Source organism: Pseudomonas sp. LBUM1644 (assembly GCF_059716195.1).
Map to the genome: position 1 here is coordinate 1,305,829 of NZ_CP166812.1, position 21,698 is coordinate 1,327,526.

Here is a 21,698-nt window from a genome sequence, read left to right on the forward strand (position 1 = left end):
GCTCCTACAGTTTTGTGAGGCGTTGTTATTTGAGGTTGCCGCTCAGGAACTGCTGGAGCCGTTCACTTTTCGGATTGCCCAGCACGTCTTCCGGCGCGCCTTCTTCCTCGACCAGCCCCTGGTGCAGAAACAACACCTGGCTCGACACTTTGCGCGCAAAGCTCATTTCATGGGTGACCATGATCATGGTGCGGCCTTCTTCGGCCAGGCCCTGGATCACTTTCAACACTTCGCCCACCAGCTCCGGGTCCAGCGCCGAGGTCGGTTCGTCGAACAGCATGACTTCCGGTTCCATGGCCAATGCGCGGGCGATGGCAACCCGTTGCTGTTGGCCGCCGGACAGGAACGCCGGATACTGATCGGCCACACGCGCCGCCAGCCCGACCTTGTCGAGGTAGCGTCGAGCACGGTCTTCGGCTTCTTTCTTGTCGCAACCCAGCACCCGGCGCGGGGCCATGGTGATGTTTTCCAGCACTGTCATGTGGCTCCACAGGTTGAAGTGCTGGAACACCATGGCCAGGCGAGTACGAATCCGTTGCAGTTCATCGGCATCCGCCACGTGCATGCCGTGACGATCCTTGATCATGCGGATGTTCTGCCCGTCGAGGCTCATCGCGCCGTCGTTGGGTTGTTCGAGAAAGTTGATGCAACGCAGGAAGGTACTTTTGCCCGAGCCGCTGGCGCCGATCAGGCTGATGACGTCGCCAGTGTTGGCCTTGAGCGAAACACCTTTGAGTACTTCATGATCGCCATAGCTTTTATGCAGGCCTTCGATGGTCAGTTTGTACATGGGGCATGCATCCTCAAGGCGAAAGTAGGTAGCCGCTGCGATAGGCTTCGGTGCCCGCGACATGGGCGATCACCATGCCGGCAGTGGCCATGCGGCGCAGCGAACGGGCGTACATCAGCCCGGCGGCGGTGCAATGGACAGGGGTGACGCGATCGTTGATCGGGTCAATAATTTCGGCGATCAGCTGCCCGGCTTCGAGGTATTCCCCCGGCAGCGCGGTGAACACCAGCAACCCGCCCACAGGCGTGGCCACCGGTTCGACCCCGGCCAGCGGTGTAGCGGGGTAAGGCAATTCGGGCAGGGGCGCCGGTTCGCCGGCGATGGCGCCGTAGTGAATCAGGTAATCGATCAATGCCTGGCTGTCGAGACTGGCCAGCGGGTGATTGACGTCACCCTGGCCACGCAATTCGACGGTGACCGAGAAGCTGCCGAGCGGAATGTCGAAATGCTCGCCGAAGCGTTCTTTCAACTGCCACCAGAGCAGGGTGAAGCATTCATCGAACGACTGGCCGCCGGAATCGGTAGCCAGCAAACTGGCTTCTGCACCGATGTATCGTGCCAACGGCTCGACCTGCGGCCAGGCTTCGGGCGTGGTGTAAAGGTGCGCGACCGCTTCGAAATCGCAATGCAGGTCCAGCACCATGTCGGCATCACAGGCCAGGCGTTGCAGGGTCAGGCGCTGGGATTGCAGTTGAGTGGCGGCCGTCTGACGCGCGAGCGCGTTGCGCAGGCTGTCGCGGATCAGCGTGAGGTTGTGCTGGGGATCGTCACCGAGCAGGCCTTCGATTTCATTGCCGACCTCTTCACTCAAGTCCACGAACCAGCGGTTGAAATTCTGTCCGCTTTCGAGCTCGTAACGGCCCAAAGGCACATCCATCAGCACCTGTTCCAGTCCCGCGGGGTTTGCCACCGGGACCAGTACGATTTCGCTGCGCAGGCGGCCGGCGGCTTCCAGCTCCGCCAGACGCTGCTTGAGGTGCCAGGCGACCAGCATGCCGGGCATTTCATCGGCGTGCAGGGAGGACTGGATGTAGATTTTGCCTTTGGCCGACTCCGGGCCGAAGTGGAAACTGTGAATCTGTCGTGCGGTCCCCGGCAGCGGGGCCAGCAGGTTATGTATCTGGTGGCGCATGTGCGTAAAGTCCTAGTGGGTCGGCCCAAGAAACGCCAGCCATCGGCGTTCAGCGAGACGGAACAGGCCGACCAGCGCAAAGGTCACGGTTAGGTAGATCAACGCGGCGATCCCAAACGACTGAAAGGTCAGGAAGGTCGCCGAGTTGGCGTCCCGAGCGACTTTCAGGATGTCCGGGATGGTTGCGGTGAACGCCACGGTGGTCGAGTGCAACATCAGGATTACTTCGTTGCTGTAGTAAGGCAACGAGCGACGCAGGGCGGACGGCATGATCACGTAGGCATACAGCTTCCAGCCCGTCAGACCGTAGGCTTTCGCGGCTTCGACTTCACCATGGTTCATGCTGCGAATCGCCCCGGAGAAGATCTCCGTGGTGTACGCGCACGTGTTCAGGGCGAAGGCCAGGATGGTGCAGTTCATCGCATCGCGGAAAAACGCATCCAGCACCGGTTGGGCACGCACGGCAGCCAGGCTGTAGATACCGGTGTAGCAGATCAACAGCTGGATGTAGAGCGGCGTTCCGCGGAACAGGTAGGTGTAGAACTGCACCGGCCAGCGGATGTAGAAGTGCGGGGAAACCCGAGCGATGGACAGCGGGATCGACACCAGGAAACCGATGAAGATCGAGGCACTGAGCAGCCACATGGTCATGGCCAGGCCGGTGATGTGGTAACCGTCGGTATAGAGGAAGGGTTTCCAGTATTCCTGCAAGAGTTCGATCATCGTACGGCCTCCCGGGAACCGGCGGCGTAGCGGCGTTCGAGCCAGCGCAGGACGACGTTGGAAGCGCTGGTGATCAGCAGGTAGATCACGGCGGCCAGCACCAGGAAGTAGAACAGTTGATAGGTACTTTTACCGGCATCCTGGGCCGCCTTGACCAGATCGGCGAGGCCGATGATCGACACCAGCGCGGTCGCCTTGAGCATCACCATCCAGTTGTTGCCAATACCAGGCAGGGCAAAACGCATCATCTGCGGGAACACCACGATACGAAAACGCTGACCGCGTTTCAGGCCATAGGCAGTGGCGGCTTCGACCTGACCACGCGGTACCGCGAGGATCGCGCCACGGAAGGTTTCGGTGAAGTACGCACCATAAATGAAGCCCAGGGTGATGACCCCGGCGCTGAATGGGTTGATCTCGATGTATTCCCATTCCATGAAGTCGGTAAAGGACGTCAGCCAGGTTTGCAGGCTGTAGAAAATCAACAGCATCAGCACCAGGTCCGGTACGCCGCGAATCAGCGTGGTGTACATCTGGGCCGGGACCCGCACCAGTTTGACTTTTGACAGCTTGGCACTGGCGCCCAGCAGACCGAGCAATACGGCCACCAAGAGCGACAACACCGATAATTTGATGGTCATCCAGGTGCCTTCCATCAGCAACGGGCCGAAGCCCTTGAGGCTGAAGGCTGAGAGCCCCAGGTGTTGTAATAGGTTTTCGAACATAAATCAGCAACCTGATCGGGTGAAAAAAGCGCCCATCGCGAGATGGGCGCCGGGCATTATTTGCCGCTGAACAGATTCAGATCGCCAAAGTGTTTCTTCTGAATGGTGGCATAGGTGCCATCGTCGTGTAACGCTTTGATACCTTTATCCAAAAGTGCCTTGAGGTCTTTGTTACCTTTCGAGATACCGACAGCAGTTTTAGCCGGCAGCAGAGGATCATCCACTGGCTTGCTGACTTCGTAATCGGCGCCTTGTGGCGACTTCAAAAAGCCCAGTTCGGCTTGCAGCATGTCTTGAATCGAGGCATCCAGACGACCGGAAGTCAGGTCGGCATAGACCTGGTCCTGGTTGGCGTAGGCTTGAGTGGTCACGCCGGCCTTGTCCAGCACGGCTTTGGCATAGGCTTCCTGAATGGTGCCTTGCTCGTAGCCGACCTTTTTACCCTTCAGAGAAGCGGTTTCCGCAGTAATGCCGGAACCCTTCTTGAACACGAAGGAAGTCGGGCCGGAGAACAGCTCGCTGGAGAAGTCGATGACTTTTTCGCGGGCCGGGGTGACGGTCATCGAAGAGATCACACCGTCGAATTTATTGGCCTTCAGGCCTGGAATCATGCCGTCGAAATCGCTTTCGACCCATTTGCACTTGACCTTCAGCTCGGCGCAGATCGCGTTCCCCAGATCGATGTCGAAGCCCACCAGGCTACCGTCGGCCGCTTTCGACTCGAACGGAGCGTAGGACGGGTCAACACCGAAACGCAGTTCCTTGTATTCCTTTGCCATGGCGGAGCCAGCAGCTATGCACAACGCCAGTGCAGAAAGGGTCAGCAATGCTTTTTTCATTATTCAATCCCTAAAAACCAATATGAGCGCTTGTGGCGCAGAATTATTGTTACTGGAAAGCGTAAGACTCTATGAAAGTAGCAATTTCCGAACCAGAGTCCCGAACAAGTGTTTTAAAAGGTCATGCGAGAAAAGGCAGCGAGGGATTGTGCACGAAAACGGGCACCAATAAATAGCCGCACCAAATTGGTCGATTTGCCGAAGGTTTCTGTAGGAGCGAGCTTACTCGCGAAAAAGTGTCAGTCGCTGATAATGATGCTGACACACGGATTTTCGCGAGCAAGCTCGCTCCCACAAGGGAATCGGGTTAGCCCAGTAAATTCTGCAGCGTTGCCAGGTTATCGGCCTCTTCTACAGACTTGTCCTGTCGCCAGCGCACCATCCTGGGAAACCGCACCGCAATGCCACTTTTATGACGTTTGGACAGGGCAATCCCTTCAAACCCCAATTCAAACACCAGGCTCGGTTTTACACTGCTCACCGGCCCGAATTTCTCTACCGTGGTTTTGCGCACAATGCTGTCCACCTGGCGCATTTCTTCGTCGGTCAGCCCTGAGTAAGCCTTGGCGAACGGCACGAGTGTGCGTTCGCTGGCGTCCGGCGGACCGTCCCAGACCGCGAAGGTGTAATCGCTGTAGAGACTGGCCCGGCGACCGTGCCCCCGCTGCGCGTAGATCAGCACCGCGTCGACGCTGAACGGGTCTACTTTCCATTTCCACCAGATGCCCATGTCCTTGGTTCGGCCCACCCCATAGAGCGCACCCCGTGCCTTGAGCATCATGCCTTCGACACCCAGGCTGCGCGAGGCTTCCCGTTGCCGCTCAAGGTCGAACCAGTCTTCGCCCGACAGCACGGGAGAGGCGAGTAACACGGGGTTGTCGCAGCGGGAGATAACTTGCTCCAGTTGAGTGCGACGCGTCGCCTGAGTCTGATTGCGCCAGTCATCACCGCCCCATTCCAGCAGGTCGTAGGCGAGGACGACCACCGGCACATCATCGAGAATTTTCTTGCCGAGGGTTTTGCGCCCAATCCGCTGTTGCAGCAAGGCAAAGGGTTGCACCGCCGGTGAGGTCTGGGCTTGCGGGTCGAAGGCATCCTCGGTACCGGGTGTCGGGGATTTCCAGGCGACGATTTCCCCGTCGATCACCGTGCCGTCCGGCAGGCAGTGAATCAAGCTCTCAAGTTCGGGGAAGCGCTCGGTCACCAGTTCTTCACCACGCGACCAGATCCACAACTGCCCATCGCGCTTGACCACTTGGGCGCGGATGCCGTCCCACTTCCATTCCACCTGCCAATGGCTGGCAGGCCCCAGCAACGCGTCGAACTGTTCGACGGGCTGCGACAGCGCATGAGCGAGGAAAAAAGGGTAAGGCTGGCCGCCCCGCTGGGCATGTTCGTTGGGCGATTCGGCGGCGATCAGTTTCAGGTAACTGGCGGCGCTTGGACGGTTGGACAGGTCGGTGTAACCCACCAGGCGTTGGGCGACGCGTTTGCTGTCGAGACCTGCCATGGCTGCCAGGGCACGGGTCACCAGCAATTTCGAGACTCCGACGCGGAAACTGCCGGTGATCAACTTGATGCAGAGCATCAGGCTCTGGCGGTCCAGTTGCGACCACAGGGCGGGCAATCTTTCGGCGAGCACCGACGGATCTTCACCGCGCAGCGGTAGCAGTTTGTCTTCGATCCATACCGCCAACCCATCGGTAGACGTATGCGGCGTCTCGGGCAATACCAGGGAAATGGTTTCCGCCATGTCGCCGACGGCCTGATAACTCTCTTCGAACAACCACGGCGACAGGCCGGAAAAAGCTACTGCCAGCTCTCGCAGTACGCGCACAGGTACCAATTGTCGGGGCCGCCCGCCGGACAGGAAGTACACCGCCCACGCCGCGTCATCCGGCGCGGCCTGCGCAAAGTATTTCTGCATCGCCGCCAGTTTGGCGTTGCTTGAAGTGGTCGCGTCGAGTTCGGCATACAGCTCGGCGAAGGATTTCATGCCGGCACCTCGGCGCTGGCGGGTTCTGCGATTTCGGCTTCTTCCTCATCGTCGCCGTATTCAGTGCTGAAACCTTGCGCTTCCAGTCCCTGCTCGCGCAAATGACGGACCAGCACCGCGACAGAACCGTGGGTGACCATCACGCGCTCGGCGCCGGTCTGTTCGATGGCCCAGAGCAAACCGGGCCAGTCGGCATGGTCGGACAATACAAAACCGCGGTCGACACCACGCCGCCGCCGGGTGCCGCGCAAGCGCATCCAGCCGCTGGCAAAGCCGTCGCTGTAGTCACCGAATCGCCGCATCCAGGTGCTGGCACCCGCCGAGGGCGGGGCGATGACCAACGCTTTGCGCATCAGCGGGTCGCTCTTTTGGACGTCACCGGCGTAAATCGTCGGCGGTATGTAAATGCCGCTCTCGCGATACACCCGATTCAGGGGTTCTACCGCACCGTGGGTCAGAATAGGGCCGAGGCTGGCATCGATGCCGTGGAGAATTCGCTGGGCCTTGCCGAATGAATAGCAGAACAACACGCTGGTTTTGTCTTCGGCGGCGTTGGCTTGCCACCACTGATTGATCTCGGCAAAGACCTGCGCCTGGGGTTGCCAGCGATAGATGGGCAGGCCAAACGTCGATTCAGTGATGAAGGTGTGGCAGCGCACCGGTTCGAACGGAGCGCAAGTGCCGTCGGGCTCGATTTTGTAATCCCCCGAGGCGACCCAGACTTCGCCACCGTATTCCAGGCGCACCTGCGCCGAGCCAAGGACGTGGCCGGCAGGGTGAAAGCTCAGGGTGACGCCGTGATGCAGCAAGCGCTCGCCGTACGGCAGGGTTTGCAGGTGGATGTCCTGGCCCAATCGAGCGCGCAGGATGCCTTCGCCGGGTGCGGCCGCCAAGTAATGCTCATTGCCAGTGCGGGCATGGTCGCCATGAGCGTGGGTGATGACCGAACGCTCGACCGGACGCCACGGATCGATATAGAAATCGCCGGCGGGGCAGTACAGGCCTTCGGGACGCGCAATAACAAGATCCACGTCGATACCAAAATGGAGGGACTTGTTAGCTATGAGGTTTGCGCGAACCCAGAAGTTCTATCGAAATCGAAAAGCAAAAGATCGCAGCCTTCGGCAGCTCCTACAGATAAACGCGAATCCCTGTAGGAGCTGCCGAAGGCTGCGATCTTTTGATCTTATTTACCCGGTGTCAGGGTCAACCGCTTGCTCCCATACACCTTGTCAAAGTTCTGCGGCTGCATCGGCAAGCTCATGTACTGCCCCTTGAGCCACGGATCAATGCTGTCGAGGTAATTCGGGCTGGCCGGGTTGCCGGACTGGCCGGTGCCGTTCTGGCCCATCAGCGGTTCGGCCTGGCCGAAGTCGACGATAAAGCGCATGGCCGGCGCCAGTGTAGTGTTGAAGTCCTGGCCCCAGGCGAACGCTGCGGTGTTCAGCGTGGTGTGATCGCCGCCGGCCGCGAGTGGACCGCGAACCGTCTGCCCACTGGCGTTCTTCCATTCGTAGCGGTGCAGTTTGCCCCACTGCCAGGCTTTGCGATCGCCGCCCAACTGGCTGTCGCCCGCGCTGATCGCCGCCGCCAGGCTGCGGGCGAGGATCGCCGGCTTGTCCTCTTTCTGCGGTGTGCGCGTGTCATCCCAGAACGGACTGTCCTCGCGACCGAGCAAGTGATCGGCCTGTGCCGCGTAGGACAACTTGCCATTGGCGACAAACGCTTTCCACGCCGGGCTGCTTTCAGGGCCCAGTTCGTCGAGGAAGATCTGTTTGGTGCTTTCCTGCAAGAACAGCTCATAGATTGCCGCGTCGGCGGAGGTCGGGCTGAGCTTGCCGTCAAACGCCATCAGGCGCGTATACGCCTCGCGAGCCTTGTCGCGATCAGCGGCAGGCAACGCTTCGATGGCCTGTTTGAGTGGTTGGGCCATGCCCGGCGCTTCAAACATCTTCTTCAGTTTGGTGGCGAAAGTCGTGGTCTGGTCGTATTGCATGTTGATCAGGCTGCGCGTGTCGTGTTTGCCCACGCCCGCCAGTTCGGCCATCCGTTCGCCACGCTCCGGTGCCGACCAGGAATTGGACAGTTGCATGCCATAGCCATGAGGAATGACCCGCTGGTTGGCAGTGCCGAGCCAGCCTTGGGCCGGGTCCTGGTCATACGGATGGAGCATCGGGTCGGCGTAACCGTCCCAATCGTAACGACCTTCCCAGCCCGGCGATGGCAGCAGGCCTTCGCCTTCGCGACGGTTCGGGTAGCGACCGGTGACCTGCCAGCCGATGTTGCTGGCGTCGGCGAACACCAGGTTCAGCGCGATGGCGCGGATTTCGCGGCTGGCGTCCGAGGCTTTCTCGACGTTCTGCGCCCGGGACAAGTCAAAAAATGCATCAAGGGTCTTGTCGTCGGCGAAGCTCGGCGTTTGCAGTGCCAGGCCAAAGCCGTTACCCAGCGTGGTGCCTTGGGCGCTATTGAGCAGCGGCCCGTGGCGAGTTTCGTACACCGCTTCGCGAATCGGACGCTGACCTTTGACGAAGTAGGTTTCGTTGCGCACGATCACCGGCTGCCATTTGCCGTTGACCTCATAAGTGAGGCCGTTGCCCTGGCGCTTGATTTTTTCCAGGAACAGGTCCTGGTTGTCGCCCATGACCGTGGTCATGCTCCACGCCACTTTGCCGTTGAAACCGCCGAGCACCATTGGCAAACCGGCAATGGTCACGCCAGAGGCCTGGTACTTCGGTGCACGAATCTGCACGTAGCTGAACAACGACGGCACGCCCAGAGGCCCATGGCTGTCGCTCGCCAGCAGGCTTTTACCGCTGCGGCTGCGTTGCGGGGCGATGGCCCAGTTGTTCGATGACGTGGCGCCCAGCAGGCTCAGGCCGGACAACTGGTCGGTGGCTTTGCTGACTTCGGCCAGCCCCGGGATTTGTCCGTTGAGCTTGATGCCCTGAAGTTTTTCGCCTTCGGCCAACGGCAGTTTTTCGTCGGGAGCGGCAGGTTCCAGCCAAGGAAGCTTGTCGTTGCTGATGGTTTGAGCCAGTACCAGCGAAGAGATTTCTTCCGGCAAGTTGGCCGACTGGCTGAAATTCAGCAGGCAGAAAATCAGCGCCGAATCTTCCGGCTGCCAATATTCAGGCTTGTAGCCGCTGGCTGCGAGGTCCGCCGGCAACTTGTCGCGGTAGCGGAACAGGTAGGCGTTGACCCCGCGCGCATAGACTTCGAAGAAACGCTTGAGGCGTGGCGAAGACGCCTTGTACAACTCGCCGGCGCTTTTCTTCAGGTTGACCGCACGCATGTAGCGGTCAGCCTCCAGCAAGTCCGAACCGGACATTTCCGACAAACGACCCTGAGCCAACAAGCGCAGGGTGACCATTTGCGTGATGCGGTCGCTGGCGTGGACGTAGCCGAGGGCGAATAGCGCGTCATGGAAGCTGTTGCTTTCGATCAGCGGCATGCCCATGGCATTGCGGCGCACCGAAACGTTTTGCGCCAGACCTTTGAGCGGCTGCACGCCGGTGGTCGGCTGGAGGGTGTCCTGGGTGTTCCAGGTCTGACAACCGGTCAGGCTCAAAACACCGGCCACTGCTGCGGCAACGCCGAACCGGGGAAGAAAATGTGTAAGGGCTGGCGAGGCCATGGCAAAGCTCCTGCGGGGGTAGCGTCAGTAAAGGCGCTACGTTAGAGAGCAGGAGGTGGGCGCGCAAGCTGCGGGCGGGGTTATTTCAAGATTTGGTCCGCCAACGGCAAAAGATCGCAGCCTGCGGCAGCTCCTACAGGGTGTACGTCAATCCCCTGTAGGAGCTGCCGCAGGCTGCGATCTTTTGATCTTCAATCAGGGTTTTGGTGGGTTGACCTTCGCCGCCAACGCATACGCCTTCACCGTCGCCGGCCGATTCTGTATGTGATTAAACCAGCGCAGCACATTCGGGAAGTCCTCAAGGTTCTGGCTCTGCCACTTGTGGGAAACGATCCACGGATAGATCGCCATGTCGGCGATGCTGTATTCACTGCCGGCAACGAACTCATGGTTCGCCAGTTGCTTGTCGAGCACCCCGTAAAGACGCGCGGTCTCGTCGATGTAGCGCTTGATCGCGTAAGGGATTTTTTCCGGTGCGAACTGGCTGAAGTGATGATTCTGCCCGGCCATCGGCCCCAAACCACCCATCTGCCAGAACAGCCACTGCAACGCCAGCTGACGACCACGCAGATCGGTGGGCAGGAACTGGCCGGTTTTCTCCGCCAGGTACAGCAAGATCGCCCCGGACTCGAACACCGATAACGGTTCACCGCCATCGACGGGTTCATGGTCGACGATGGCCGGGATTCTGTTGTTCGGAGAGATTTTCAGAAAGGCAGGCTGGAATTGTTCGTTCTGGCTGATGTTGATTGGGTGCACGTTGTACGGCAGGCCGGCTTCTTCCAGGAATATCGAGATTTTGTGGCCGTTGGGGGTGGTCCAGTAATACAAGTCGATCATGGAGTGCTCCAAAACAAGGGACGTCGTGATGTACGGACAGCAACCGCCGGCATTAGGTCGTCCTGTTTGCGATCGATGGCTTGTCTGTAAGAGGAGGTGATGCTGAAGTGCGGGAAATTCAATGACCCCGCATGAGAAAAGTCGTCATGGAGCTCAAGACAAACGCAGCGCTGATCATCATCGATCAACAAAAAGGCATCCTGCACCCCAGGTTGGGGCGCCGGAACAACCCTCAGGCCGAGGCGCGCATCCTTGATTTGCTGGCGCATTGGCGGCTAACCGGGCGACCGGTGATTCATGTGCAGCATCTGTCCCGTTCACCGGACTCGGTGTTCTGGCCGCAGCAATCAGGGGTGGAATTTCAGGAGCGGTTCCAGCCGTTGGCTGGCGAGCAGTTGATCCAGAAACAGGTGCCGGACGCGTTTTGCGCGACGGGGCTGGAGGTGAGTTTGCGCGAGGCGGGGATCGAGCAATTGGTGATTGTCGGCGTGGCGACTCATAACTCGGTGGAGTCCACGGCGCGAACGGCGGGGAATCTGGGGTTCGATACGTGGGTCGCGGAGGATGCGTGCTTTACCTTCGACAAGGCGGATTTTTTTGGTCATGCGCATTCGGCGGAGGACGTGCATGCGATGTCGCTGGGGAATTTGCACGGGGAATACGCGACGGTCTTGAACTCTGCAAACGTTCTGTCAGCCGACTGAAAACCTGTGGGAGCGAGCCTGCTCGCGATGGCGGTCTAACTGACAAGGTGATTGAGAATGTACCGCCGCTATCGCGAGCAGGCTCGCTCCCACATTGGTTTTGTGATTGACATAAACCTTGCGGGAGCCTGCTCGCGAAGGCGATTCAACAGGCGAAAAATATATTCGCCCGAAGCCTCAAGCGCCGTGGCACTTCTTGAATTTCTTGCCGTTGCCACATGGGCAAGGGTCATTGCGACCGACGTCTTTCAGGGCGTTGCGTACCGGTTCCTGGTGGGCGTGACCGCAGTTCGGACCGTGGACATGGCCATGATCGTGATCGTGATCGTGATGGTCATGATGGTCGTGGTCGTGGTCGTGGTTGCAGTCAGGGCCATGGACGTGGGGTTGCTGAGTCATCGGTGTTGCTCCGGAATTAAATCGGCGGGGATTATCACGCCATTACGCGCCAGGTGCACGTAGTGCGCGATGAATAAACCGGTTTCCAGCTCACCTTCCAGACGATAGGGAATGGACTGATCAGGTTTTTTCAGCAGTTTCACCAGGTCACGAATCTTCGGCCACAAGTTGGTGCGGATCGGCACCTTGAAATAGGCGCTGCGCTGGGGGCCCACCGTAAACCAGTGTTCGTGCTCGCCTTCGGCGAGCAGCATGTCGCCCAAGTGAATACGGTATTCCAGGCCGCGCACGGTCAGATCGCTGTCGTTCGGGTTGTCCACGCGAAAGTGCAGCAGGAAACGTTGCTCCATCAATTTGGCCCGGACCACTTCGACCTTGACCAGATGCACTTCGGGTTCCGGCTCATCGCTGCTGAACCAGGACGCGCAGCCTCCGAGCCCCAAAAACAGGAGCAGGGTGAAGGTCTGTAAGGCGCGCGGCTGGGTGGTCATGGTGATACCTCTCCCTTGTAGCAGCTGCCGAAGGCTGCGTTCGGCTGCGAAGCAGTCGTCAATCCTGCTGACTCGGTTTGCCTGAAACAACCGCATTGCCTGATTTTACGACTGCTTCGCAGCCGAACGCAGCCTTCGGCAGCTGCTACAGGTCACTCGTTTCAGGCGCCGAAATAACCCGCACAGCATTTCTTGAACTTCTGCCCGCTGGCGCACGGGCACGCGTCGTTTCGTCCGGCCTTGAGCTGCACGGTGGGGTCGATGAAATACCAGTGGCCGGCGTTCTGCACGAATGACGAGCGCTCGCGGTGGCTGTGTTCGCCGCTGCCGTCATGCCAGCGCGCAGTGAACGTGACAAAGGCGTGTTCCGGCTGACCGCCGAAGACCTCGGAACTTTCCACTTCCAGGCCCAGCCAGGTGCTTCGCGCGCTCCAGTCGCTGATGGACTGACGATCGAGACCCGCCTGTTGCGCCGGCAAAGTGGTCGCCACCAGATAGTCGATCAGGCCCAGTACATAAGCGCTGTAGCGCGAACGCATCAAGGCTTCGGCGCAGGGCGCCGGATGACCGTCGTGGTAGTGACCGCAGCAGGCGTCGAGCAGCGTGCCGCTGCCGCAAGGGCAAATGGATGTACTCATGGCATTACCACCAATATTTCCCGAAGTTTTCCGGATTGGCCCAGAAGCGTGAGTTGAGCCAGTCGGGTACTTGTTTGTAGTCAAGCAGATCGTAGGTGAACAACGTCAGCACTTGTTCATCGCGCTGGAAACGTTCGCTGGCTTGCAGGGCCAGGGAAAAGAAATCCGTTTCCTGCCAGCCACTGGCCGGCAAGTCCGCCAGCACCGCAATCCGACTGGCGTTGAGGTTGCGGATCCCGCCGAGCAAATTCAGGCCATCGCGCTTGGGTAAATGTTCGAGGCAATCGACGACCAGCGCCAGGTCAAACCGCCGCGCGGCCAATTCGGCCGGCAAGGGCCCCGGCGCCGCGTAAGCCACGCAGCTGTCGGGGTGCGCGAGCTTGAACGCTTCCAGCGCAGGGAATTCGCTGGCGCCGATCAGCAGCAATCGCTCGGGGGCGTAACGATCCAGCAAAGCGGCCAGCGCCTGCTGCGGAGTACGCGAAGAAATACCTGCAATCATCAAAGATCCTCAATCAGAGCTGCCAAGACTAGCCTGCTCAAAGGCTCGGGCCTAGAGCGTCTTGGCGCAAAAAGCGGCGAACGTCCCTGAACACGGGAAAAAAACAGCGATGGCCTATTGCTGGCGGAGATTAAAGGTCGGGTCTTTACTACGTGAATCGGTTCTAAGCCGATCCTTCAGGAGAAAACTAGATGAGCATAGTTCGGACAGCATTACCCTTGGTTCTGCTAACCAGTGTGTTGACTGGTTGCGCAGGTTTGCAGAAAACCGACTGGCCGACCTGTGCGGCGGTCGGCGGTGTCGTGGGCGCAGGTCTCGGTGCGACCGAGAGCTCGGCATGGGCGGGGTATGGCGCGCTGCTCGTCGGCGGCACGGCTGCGGCCTATTGCTGGGTTCACGGTGATGGCGACGAAGACGGCGATGGTGTGCCGGATAGCCGCGACAAGTGCCCAGGCACACCTCACGGCGTGAAAGTCGATGCGGACGGTTGCCCTCCACCTGTGCCTGCACCAGTGGTTGAAGAGGCGGCGGTGGTCAAGGAAGAAGTCATTGTCATCCGTGATGTGCACTTCCAGTTCGACAAGGCCACGCTGACTCCTTCGGATAAAGATGTACTCGACAAAATCGCTACTCGACTGAAGCAGGAGTCCAGCACCGCCCAACTGACCGTCACCGGTCACACTGACAGCGTGGGGAGTGATGCCTACAACCAGAAGCTGTCGGATCGTCGTGCTCACTCGGTGGTTGAATACCTGATTTCCCAAGGCGTACCACGCAGCGAGTTCGTGTCCGTAACCGGTGCCGGTGAAAGCCAGCCGGTTGCCGACAACAAAACCGCTGACGGTCGCGCGCAAAACCGTCGCACTGAAATCAAAATCAACCGCTAGCCCCCTCGCATCCGCGGCTTGTGCAGTCGCGGATGCGGGTCTTTACTCCTGTGTGACCGGTATTGGCCGGTAACACAGGAGCTTTCCCCATGAGCATTCTTTCACGGACCGTCTTGCCGGTTCTGCTGCTTGGCAGCCTGTTGACCGGTTGCGCTACTCACAGCGATGGCACTGCCCCCCTCAATCAACGAACCTGGCCGATCTGCAGCGTCATCGGCGGGCTGGTCGGTGGAGGTCTGGGTGCACTCGAAAGTGGCGGTTGGGCGGCCGGTGGAGCAGCGCTCGGTATCTTGACCGGTGGCTTGATCTGCTACGCCCAGGATGGCGACGAAGACGGCGATGGCGTTTTCGACCGACGTGATCGTTGCCCCGACACCCCGGCCAATACCCCCGTCGAACATCACGGTTGCCCGTTGCCGCAATACCCGGCCAGCGTCAAGCCGGAGCCGGTGCAAGCCGAAGTCATCACCCTGAGCGACGCGGGCGACGTGCTATTTGCCTTCAACAAGTCCGACCTGACCCCGGCGGCGCAGAGTCAGCTGGATTCGATCATGGGCAAATTGCAGGACGCCGATGTGGTGAGCATCAAAGTGATCGGCCATACCGATAGCGTGGGTTCGGATGCCTATAACCAGGCGCTTTCGGAACGGCGCGCCAGCAGTGTGGCGGCCTACCTGTTGCGCCAGGGAGTGGCGCCAAACAAACTCACCAGTGAAGGCAAGGGCGAAAGCCAGCCGGTGGCCGACAACGACACAGACGAGGGGCGTGCGAAAAACCGTCGCGTAGAGTTGCACATCAATCGCTGAGCCCCGTAATAGAGCCGTCGGATAACAATGCACGCTGATCCGACGGCCATTCGGCGGCCTTCATGAAGAATTTTCCGTTGCCCTCTGGCTTATCCCGCATGGAAGCCGTTACTGTGCGCGCAAAGAATAATTCTCAGCGGGGGAGCGTATGAAGGTTTTTTGGTGGCTGGGGAAGCTGTTGACCCTGCTGTTCTGGCTGGTGGTGCTGGCCAATCTGCTCATTCCGTTTGTCCATCCGTTGCATTTTTTACTCAATGTGGCCGGCAGCCTGTTGGCGGCTCTTCATCTGCTTGAGGTGTTGTTCTGCAATCGCAGCCTCAAAGGTCGCGCTCACCCTTGGCTTGATCGTCTGAAGATCATCTTTTTCGGCGTTTTCCACCTGCAAACCATCCCCGCTCCGACCGCACCGAAGGCTTCCCATGCGTAAACTCTGTCTGCTCGCCGCACTCATCAGCCCGTTCGCCTGCGCCCAAGTAGTGAGCGTCGAAACCAATTCCCTGATGCGCTTGCCCAACACCGCCAGCACCTTGCAGCTGGAGCGCCTGGAAGTGGCTGATTACGGGACGTTGCTGATTCCGTCGAACGTGACTGAGGTCACCGTCGGCGAATTGCACCTGGGGCGTGAAGCGCGGATTGCCATCGTACCCAGCGAAAAGGCGCTGGAGTTGAAGGTCAGCCGTGCCGAGTTGTCCGAAGGCAGCCAGATTACCGCTCGCGGTGCGCCGGGGACTTACCTCAAGGCGGCCCGTTCGGGACGCAATCTGAACGTGCAGATCAAGGCATTGAATGCGCCGCAGTTGATGGTCGACGCACGGGGGGGCGCAGGTGCACCGGGTTTTGTCGGACTCGATGGGGCCAATGGTCAGGCGCCGGGTTGCACCTGGGGCCAGGCGGGTCGCGGAGCCGATGGCAGTGACGGCAGTGACGGCCAACCGGGTGCACCGGGTGCGCTGGTCAGGCTGGAAGTGCCGCGTGATTATCCGACGGAGCAGATCAAGGTTCAGGTCGCGGGCGGCGCGGGCGGCGTGGCCGGCCCTGGCGGCAAGCCGGGGGCGGGTGGCAAAGCCAAAGGTTGCTTCGTCTACAAGACCGATGGCGGCAAGAGCGGTAAACCTGGCGCTGACGGCCAACCGGGGCCTGCCGGTGCGGCGGGGGCGGTGACGGTTCAGCAGTTGTAAGTGATATCGACATCTATGTCGTCTGATTGATCGCCTTCGCGGGCAAGCCTCGCTCCTACAGGATTTTGTCGTTCAAGGCATTTGCGAGCGACACAAAACCTGTAGGAGCGAGGCTTGCCCTCGAAGCTTTTAAAATATCGGCCTTGCCGCAGCAATCGCCACCAGCACCAACCCCACAATTAGATTGATCCCCACCAACCTGCGAATCTTCCCCAGCACCGCAGCGCCCGTCGGCCAATCCTGCGCCGCTACAGCAACGCGCAGTTCAGGCAGCATCAACGCCTGAATCCGGATAAACAGCGCGGTCATCACCACGTACAACCCCATCATTACCTGCACGTAGCGCGGCGCGGCTTCGAAGCCGGCAAACTGCAAATGAATCATGCCCACACCGCTGACCGGCAAAAGCACCACCGCCACCCAGACCCAGCGGAAAAAACCTTGAAACACTTCGACCCACAACTTCAAGCGGGCCGGGCCTTCGAGCGCCTTCATGGCCGCGGGGCGCAAGACCATCCAGGCGAAAAACATGCCGCCGACCCACACCAGGGCGGACAAGACATGCAGGGTGTAAACGATGCCAAAAGGTGTCATTGAGGTACTCCGTTCTGCGCGGGATTAATTAGCGGGGTATGATAGCGGCCGATCCGAACCACTGAAAATTTATCCAGCGTTTTTTGCGCCCGACAATCCATGATCAGCACCGAACTCAAAACCACGATCCAGGGCGCCTACTCGCGTTTTCTCGAAGCCAAGAGCCTGAAACCGCGCTACGGCCAACGTCTGATGATCGCCGAAATTGCCAAAGTCCTGGGTGACATCGACACCGACGACGAAGGCCGGCGCAGTGGCGACCCCGCGATTGTCGCGGTGGAAGCCGGCACCGGTACCGGCAAGACCGTGGCCTACAGCCTGGCGGCGATCCCGACCGCGAAGGCCGCCGGCAAACGCCTGGTGATCGCCACGGCTACCGTGGCCCTGCAAGAACAGATCGTCTACAAGGACTTGCCCGACCTGATGCGCAACAGCGGGCTGAATTTCAGCTTCGCGTTGGCCAAGGGCCGCGGGCGCTACATGTGCCTGTCCAAGCTCGACATGCTGCTTCAGGAAGGCCACGCACAAACGGCCACGGCGCAGATGTTCGAAGAAGAAGGCTTCAAGATCGAAGTCGATGAAGCCAGTCAGAAGCTGTTCACCAGCATGATTGAAAAACTTGCCGGGAATAAATGGGACGGCGACCGCGACAGTTGGTCCACCGCCCTGGAAGATGCCGATTGGGCGCGCCTGACCACCGATCACAGCCAATGCACCAACCGCCATTGCCCGAACTTCGGCCAGTGCGCCTTCTACAAGGCCCGCGAAGGCATGGGCAAGGTCGACGTGATCGTCACCAACCACGACATGGTCCTGGCCGACCTGGCCTTGGGCGGCGGTGCGGTATTGCCGGACCCGCGCGACACCATCTACGTCTTCGACGAAGGCCACCACCTGCCGGACAAGGCCATTGGGCATTTTGCCCATTACACACGGCTGCGTTCCACCGCCGACTGGCTGGAAACCACCGCCAAGAACCTCACCAAATTGCTCTCCCAGCACCCGTTGCCGGGCGATCTGGGCAAGTTGATCGAGCAGGTGCCGGAACTGGCCCGTGAGATCAAGACCCAGCAGCAGTTCATGTTCACCGCGTGTGAGCAGGTCGCCGATTTCAAACCCGGCGAAGACGTCGAAGGCCGTGAGCGGCCACGTCATCGCTTTGTCGGCGGGGTGATTCCGGAGCACATGCGCGAAATGGGCGTCGAGTTGAAGAAGGGTTTTGCCCGTCTCACCGACCTGTTCACTCGCCTGACCGAGTTACTCAAGGAAGGCATGGATGGCGAGGTCAACATTGGCATCGCCAGCAATCAGGCCGAAGAGTGGTATCCACTGTTCGGTAGCCTGTTGTCGCGTTCTTCGGGCAACTGGGAGTTGTGGGGCGCGTTCACCGCTGAAGACCCGGAAGACAATCCGCCCATGGCTCGCTGGTTGACCCTGGCCGAAAGCGGTTCGCTGTTCGATATCGAGGTCAACGCCAGCCCGATCCTCGCGGCGGAAATGCTCCGGCGCAACCTGTGGAACGTGGCCTATGGCGCTCTGGTGACCTCGGCGACCCTGACCGCGCTCGGCACTTTCGACCGCTTCCGCATGCGCGCGGGGCTGCCGAAAAAAGCCGTCACCGCCGTGGTCCCTAGCCCGTTTCATCACGCGGATGCTGGCGTGTTGCGAGTGCCGGATTTGAAAGCCGACCCTCGGGATGCGCCGGCCCACACCGCTGCGATCATCCGTGACCTGCCGCAGTTGGTCGAAGGCTCGCGCGGTACGCTGGTGCTGTTCTCCTCGCGCAAACAGATGCAGGACGTGTTCGATGGCCTTGACCGCGACTGGCGCAAGCAAGTGTTCATTCAAGGCAACCTGTCGAAACAGGAAACCCTGAACAAGCACAAGGCGCGCGTCGATGGCGGCGATTCCAGCGTGCTGTTCGGCCTGGCGAGTTTTGCCGAAGGGGTCGACTTGCCGGGCGCATATTGCGAGCACGTGGTGATCGCCAAAATTCCGTTCTCGGTGCCTGACGACCCGGTCGAAGCGGCCCTGGCCGAATGGATTGAGGCCCGTGGCGGCAATCCGTTCATGGAAATCTCCGTGCCCGACGCTTCGCTGAAACTGGTCCAGGCCTGCGGTCGCCTGCTTCGCACCGAAGAGGACCGAGGCACGATCACCTTGCTCGACCGGCGCCTGGTCACCCAGCGCTATGGCAAGGCGATCCTCAATGCGTTGCCACCCTTCCGACGTGAAATTTCCTGATACACCGGTGGGCAAATGCGCCCACCGCGTTGTCTATCTCTCTACCATCGCTTTTCCACTGGCCATTGTTGGTCGTTAGGGAGAATTTCGTTCTCATGATTCGCCGTTCGCTGCCCGCCGTATTTGCCCTGATGTTTGCAGCCCCTTTGCTGGCGGCCCCTGCCGGCCAACAGACGCTGTTCAATTTTGTGCGCCCTGCCGATGTAGTCCAGGTGGCGACTCAGGATGCCAGCCTGCCGCAATCCAACGCGGAGCAAACGGCCGAAGGCGAAGTGTTGCGCCGGGTAACGTTCAACCCGGTGTCGCAACCATTGTTGCGCCTGACCCCGCAAACCGGCGCGTGGGACTGGTCGCAGTCGGGCGTGATGAGCCTGCGGGTCCAGAGCGCGATGAACTGGGCCGTGACCCTCTACGTGAAAATCCAGAGCAACGACGGCAAGACGCTGATCAGTCGCGTCGATCTGCCGGCCGGCCCCGCGCAAACCCTGCTGGTGCCGCTGGTGGCGAATTCCGCGCTGAGCCAGGGCATGAAGGCCGGGCCGCCGATGCCGATGACGGTCGACGGTCAGCGCGTATTGCTGGCCAGCAGCGCCGGTGAGCTGGATCGCAGCCAGGTAGTGTCGGTGACCTTGTCGATGGATCAACCGAAAGTCGCCCAGAGCATCCTGCTGGAGCGCTTCGGTGTGCAGGATGGCGATGCGGTGACCCAAGTGGTGTATGGCGCTCTGGTGGACGCTTACGGCCAATCCACCCGAGCCAAATGGCCGGAAAAGGTCAGCAGCGATGAGCAACTGAAAAGCGCCGCCGCCAAGGAACGTCAGCAACTGAAAACCTGGCTGGCCGAGCGCGAGAAGTCTTCGCTGGACACGTTTGGTGGCTGGACCAAAGGCCCGTCGTTCAAGGCCAGCGGCTTTTTCCGCACAGAAAAACGTGACGGTCGCTGGTATCTGGTGACGCCGGAAGGGCATCCGTTCTATTCGCTGGGGGTCAACACCGTCACTCCGGACATCAACCAGACCTATATCGCCGGTCGCGAATGGATGTTCGAGTCCCTGCCCAAACCCGAAGAACCGCTGGCCAGCCACTACGGTGAAGGCGACAACCGGGGCGGCAATGGCGCCGATCAGGGCCGTGGTTATAACGCGGGTCGTTGGTATGACTTCTATGGCGCCAACTTGCAGCGCCTGTATGGCAATCCTTGTGCGCTGGGCAGCGACACCAAGGCCGGCGTCGCCGAAGCGGCCAAGGCTGAAGCGGTCGACGCGACCGTCGTGAAAGCGGCGGAGCAAACCCCCGCCGAGCCTTGCAAAGCCGTTCTTGACGAGCAACGCTGGGCCGGTCAAACCCTTGATCGCCTGCAAGCCTGGGGCTTCAATACCCTCGGCAACTGGAGCGACCCGGCGCTGGGCAACGCGGATCGCGTGCCCTACACCTTGCCGCTATCGATCGTCGGCGATTACGCCAGCATCAGCACCGGTTCCGACTGGTGGGGCGGCATGCCCGATCCGTTCGACCCGCGTTTTGCCATGGCGACCGAACGTGCCGTGGCCATCGCGGCTCGCGATCATCGCGACGATCCGTGGTTGATCGGTTATTTCGCCGACAACGAACTGGCTTGGGCCGGTTCGGGTGACGACCCGAAAGCCCGCTACGCGCTGGCTTACGGCACCTTGAAAATGACCACCGACGTGCCGGCAAAACGCGCGTTCCTCAAGCAACTCCGGGATAAATACCGCAATCAGGCCGGCCTTTCCAAAGCCTGGGGCATCGACTTGCCGGCGTGGGAATTGATGGAAGACCCGGGCTTCGTGCCGCCGGTGCCAAATGCCGAACACCCGGAAATCGAAGCCGACTTCAAATACTTCCAGAAGGTCTTCGCTGACACGTACTTCAAAACCATCTCCGATTCGCTCAAGTGGCATGCGCCGAACCAGTTGTTGCTGGGCGGTCGCTTTGCCATCAGCACCCCGGAAGCCATTGAATCCTGCGCCCAGTATTGCGATGTGTTGAGCTTCAACATGTACACGCTGCAACCGCAGGACGGTTATGACTTCGCCAAGCTGCGCAGCCTCGACAAGCCGGTGCTGATCACCGAATTCAACTTCGGCTCGACGGATCGCGGCCCGTTCTGGGGCGGCGTGACGCAGCTGGCCAAGGAAGAAGATCGGGGGCCGGCTTACGCCAATTTCCTGAAACAGGCGATGAGTGAGCCGTCGATTGTCGGCGTGCACTGGTTCCAGTACCTCGATCAACCGGTGACCGGTCGTCTGCTGGATGGCGAGAATGGCCACTTTGGCCTGGTGGGGATTACCGATCTGCCGTTCCAGGGCTTTGTCGACAGCGTGCGCAAGAGCAACCTGGCGACCGTCGATCAGTTGGGCAAAGAGGCCGAGAAGGCCAAGGCAGAAGCGAATAAAGCCAGCCACGATGCCGAGGGCGGCCGCAAAGCCGAGGCCGGCAAAGGCGTCGGGCAGGGCGCCGGGCATGCGGGTGGGCATTCCGGCAACGGTCATTAAAATCGTCAAGATCGCAGCCTGCGGCAACTCCTACACAATCCCCCTGTAGGAGCTGCC

General features: G+C 60.1%; 21 protein-coding genes. 7 read left to right on the forward strand and 14 right to left on the reverse strand.

Going from position 1 to position 21,698, the window contains the following annotated elements; genetic code table 11:
• Positions 1–25 precede the first annotated feature (25 nt).
• From ACA052_RS05950 to ACA052_RS05990, 9 genes are all read right to left on the reverse strand, one after another.
• Positions 26–790: an ABC transporter ATP-binding protein gene (locus tag ACA052_RS05950; RefSeq protein ID WP_497648808.1), complete on the reverse strand. Its 765-nt coding sequence runs from the start codon at positions 788–790 to the stop codon at positions 26–28.
• Between the two features lie 13 nt (positions 791–803).
• The gene (locus ACA052_RS05955; protein ID WP_497648809.1) at positions 804–1,922 is read right to left on the reverse strand and encodes a succinylglutamate desuccinylase/aspartoacylase family protein; all 1,119 of its coding nucleotides are present in this window, start codon (positions 1,920–1,922) and stop codon (positions 804–806) included.
• 12 nt (positions 1,923–1,934) lie between these two features.
• The gene (locus ACA052_RS05960; protein WP_497648810.1) at positions 1,935–2,645 is read right to left on the reverse strand and encodes an ABC transporter permease; all 711 of its coding nucleotides are present in this window, start codon (positions 2,643–2,645) and stop codon (positions 1,935–1,937) included.
• Positions 2,642–3,370 carry an ABC transporter permease gene (locus tag ACA052_RS05965; RefSeq protein WP_497648811.1) on the reverse strand — a complete coding sequence of 243 codons (729 nt, stop codon included), beginning with the start codon at positions 3,368–3,370 and terminating at the stop codon, positions 2,642–2,644. Before ACA052_RS05965 ends, ACA052_RS05960 begins: the two co-directional genes overlap by 4 nt.
• A gap of 56 nt (positions 3,371–3,426) precedes the next feature.
• Positions 3,427–4,209 carry a transporter substrate-binding domain-containing protein gene (locus ACA052_RS05970; RefSeq protein WP_497648812.1) on the reverse strand — a complete coding sequence of 261 codons (783 nt, stop codon included), beginning with the start codon at positions 4,207–4,209 and terminating at the stop codon, positions 3,427–3,429.
• A 307-nt stretch (positions 4,210–4,516) separates the two neighbouring features.
• Positions 4,517–6,205 (reverse strand): ATP-dependent DNA ligase, encoded by a 1,689-nt coding sequence (locus ACA052_RS05975; protein ID WP_497648813.1) that lies wholly within the window; start codon positions 6,203–6,205, stop codon positions 4,517–4,519.
• Entirely contained in the window at positions 6,202–7,236 is a 1,035-nt protein-coding gene (locus ACA052_RS05980; RefSeq protein ID WP_497648814.1) for a ligase-associated DNA damage response exonuclease, read from the reverse strand. The genes ACA052_RS05975 and ACA052_RS05980 overlap by 4 nt, the downstream gene beginning before the upstream one ends.
• 155 nt (positions 7,237–7,391) lie before the next feature.
• Positions 7,392–9,842 (reverse strand): penicillin acylase family protein, encoded by a 2,451-nt coding sequence (locus tag ACA052_RS05985; RefSeq protein WP_497648815.1) that lies wholly within the window; start codon positions 9,840–9,842, stop codon positions 7,392–7,394.
• 195 nt (positions 9,843–10,037) lie between these two features.
• On the reverse strand, positions 10,038–10,682 hold the full coding sequence (locus ACA052_RS05990; RefSeq protein ID WP_497648816.1) for a glutathione binding-like protein: 645 nt from the start codon (positions 10,680–10,682) through the stop codon (positions 10,038–10,040).
• Between the two features lie 146 nt (positions 10,683–10,828).
• Between ACA052_RS05990 and ACA052_RS05995 the strand changes: the two genes are divergently transcribed.
• Complete coding sequence (locus ACA052_RS05995; protein WP_497650275.1) at positions 10,829–11,386, forward strand: cysteine hydrolase family protein; 558 nt, start codon at positions 10,829–10,831, stop codon at positions 11,384–11,386.
• A gap of 177 nt (positions 11,387–11,563) precedes the next feature.
• Here ACA052_RS05995 and ACA052_RS06000 read toward each other — a convergent pair whose 3' ends face one another.
• The 4 genes from ACA052_RS06000 to ACA052_RS06015 all read right to left on the reverse strand — a co-directional run bounded on the left by ACA052_RS06000 (position 11,564) and on the right by ACA052_RS06015 (position 13,416).
• Complete coding sequence (locus tag ACA052_RS06000; protein WP_497648817.1) at positions 11,564–11,785, reverse strand: SEC-C metal-binding domain-containing protein; 222 nt, start codon at positions 11,783–11,785, stop codon at positions 11,564–11,566.
• Entirely contained in the window at positions 11,782–12,276 is a 495-nt protein-coding gene (locus ACA052_RS06005; protein WP_497648818.1) for an LEA/WHy family protein, read from the reverse strand. Before ACA052_RS06005 ends, ACA052_RS06000 begins: the two co-directional genes overlap by 4 nt.
• A gap of 161 nt (positions 12,277–12,437) precedes the next feature.
• Positions 12,438–12,914 (reverse strand): YchJ family protein, encoded by a 477-nt coding sequence (locus ACA052_RS06010; RefSeq protein ID WP_497648819.1) that lies wholly within the window; start codon positions 12,912–12,914, stop codon positions 12,438–12,440.
• Between the two features lie 4 nt (positions 12,915–12,918).
• Positions 12,919–13,416 (reverse strand): DUF6231 family protein, encoded by a 498-nt coding sequence (locus ACA052_RS06015; RefSeq protein ID WP_497648820.1) that lies wholly within the window; start codon positions 13,414–13,416, stop codon positions 12,919–12,921.
• A gap of 191 nt (positions 13,417–13,607) precedes the next feature.
• Here ACA052_RS06015 and ACA052_RS06020 point away from each other — a divergent pair, with 191 nt between their 5' ends.
• From ACA052_RS06020 to ACA052_RS06035, 4 genes are all read left to right on the forward strand, one after another.
• Complete coding sequence (locus ACA052_RS06020; protein ID WP_497648821.1) at positions 13,608–14,303, forward strand: PA1041 family peptidoglycan-binding anchor lipoprotein; 696 nt, start codon at positions 13,608–13,610, stop codon at positions 14,301–14,303.
• Between the two features lie 89 nt (positions 14,304–14,392).
• Complete coding sequence (locus tag ACA052_RS06025) at positions 14,393–15,109, forward strand: PA1041 family peptidoglycan-binding anchor lipoprotein (protein WP_497648822.1); 717 nt, start codon at positions 14,393–14,395, stop codon at positions 15,107–15,109.
• Positions 15,110–15,257: 148 nt separating this feature from the next.
• Entirely contained in the window at positions 15,258–15,536 is a 279-nt protein-coding gene (locus ACA052_RS06030) for a DUF1145 domain-containing protein (RefSeq protein WP_497648823.1), read from the forward strand.
• Positions 15,529–16,287 (forward strand): collagen-like triple helix repeat-containing protein, encoded by a 759-nt coding sequence (locus ACA052_RS06035; RefSeq protein WP_497648824.1) that lies wholly within the window; start codon positions 15,529–15,531, stop codon positions 16,285–16,287. The genes ACA052_RS06030 and ACA052_RS06035 overlap by 8 nt, the downstream gene beginning before the upstream one ends.
• Before the next feature lie 129 nt (positions 16,288–16,416).
• Here the strand turns inward: ACA052_RS06035 and ACA052_RS06040 are convergent, their stop codons facing one another.
• Positions 16,417–16,881 carry a CopD family protein gene (locus tag ACA052_RS06040; protein ID WP_497648825.1) on the reverse strand — a complete coding sequence of 155 codons (465 nt, stop codon included), beginning with the start codon at positions 16,879–16,881 and terminating at the stop codon, positions 16,417–16,419.
• Between the two features lie 99 nt (positions 16,882–16,980).
• Here ACA052_RS06040 and dinG point away from each other — a divergent pair, with 99 nt between their 5' ends.
• Positions 16,981–19,125 (forward strand): ATP-dependent DNA helicase DinG, encoded by a 2,145-nt coding sequence (gene dinG, locus ACA052_RS06045; protein ID WP_497648826.1) that lies wholly within the window; start codon positions 16,981–16,983, stop codon positions 19,123–19,125.
• 95 nt (positions 19,126–19,220) lie between these two features.
• Entirely contained in the window at positions 19,221–21,641 is a 2,421-nt protein-coding gene (locus ACA052_RS06050) for a beta-galactosidase (RefSeq protein WP_497648827.1), read from the forward strand.
• Positions 21,642–21,698: the final 57 nt, after the last annotated feature.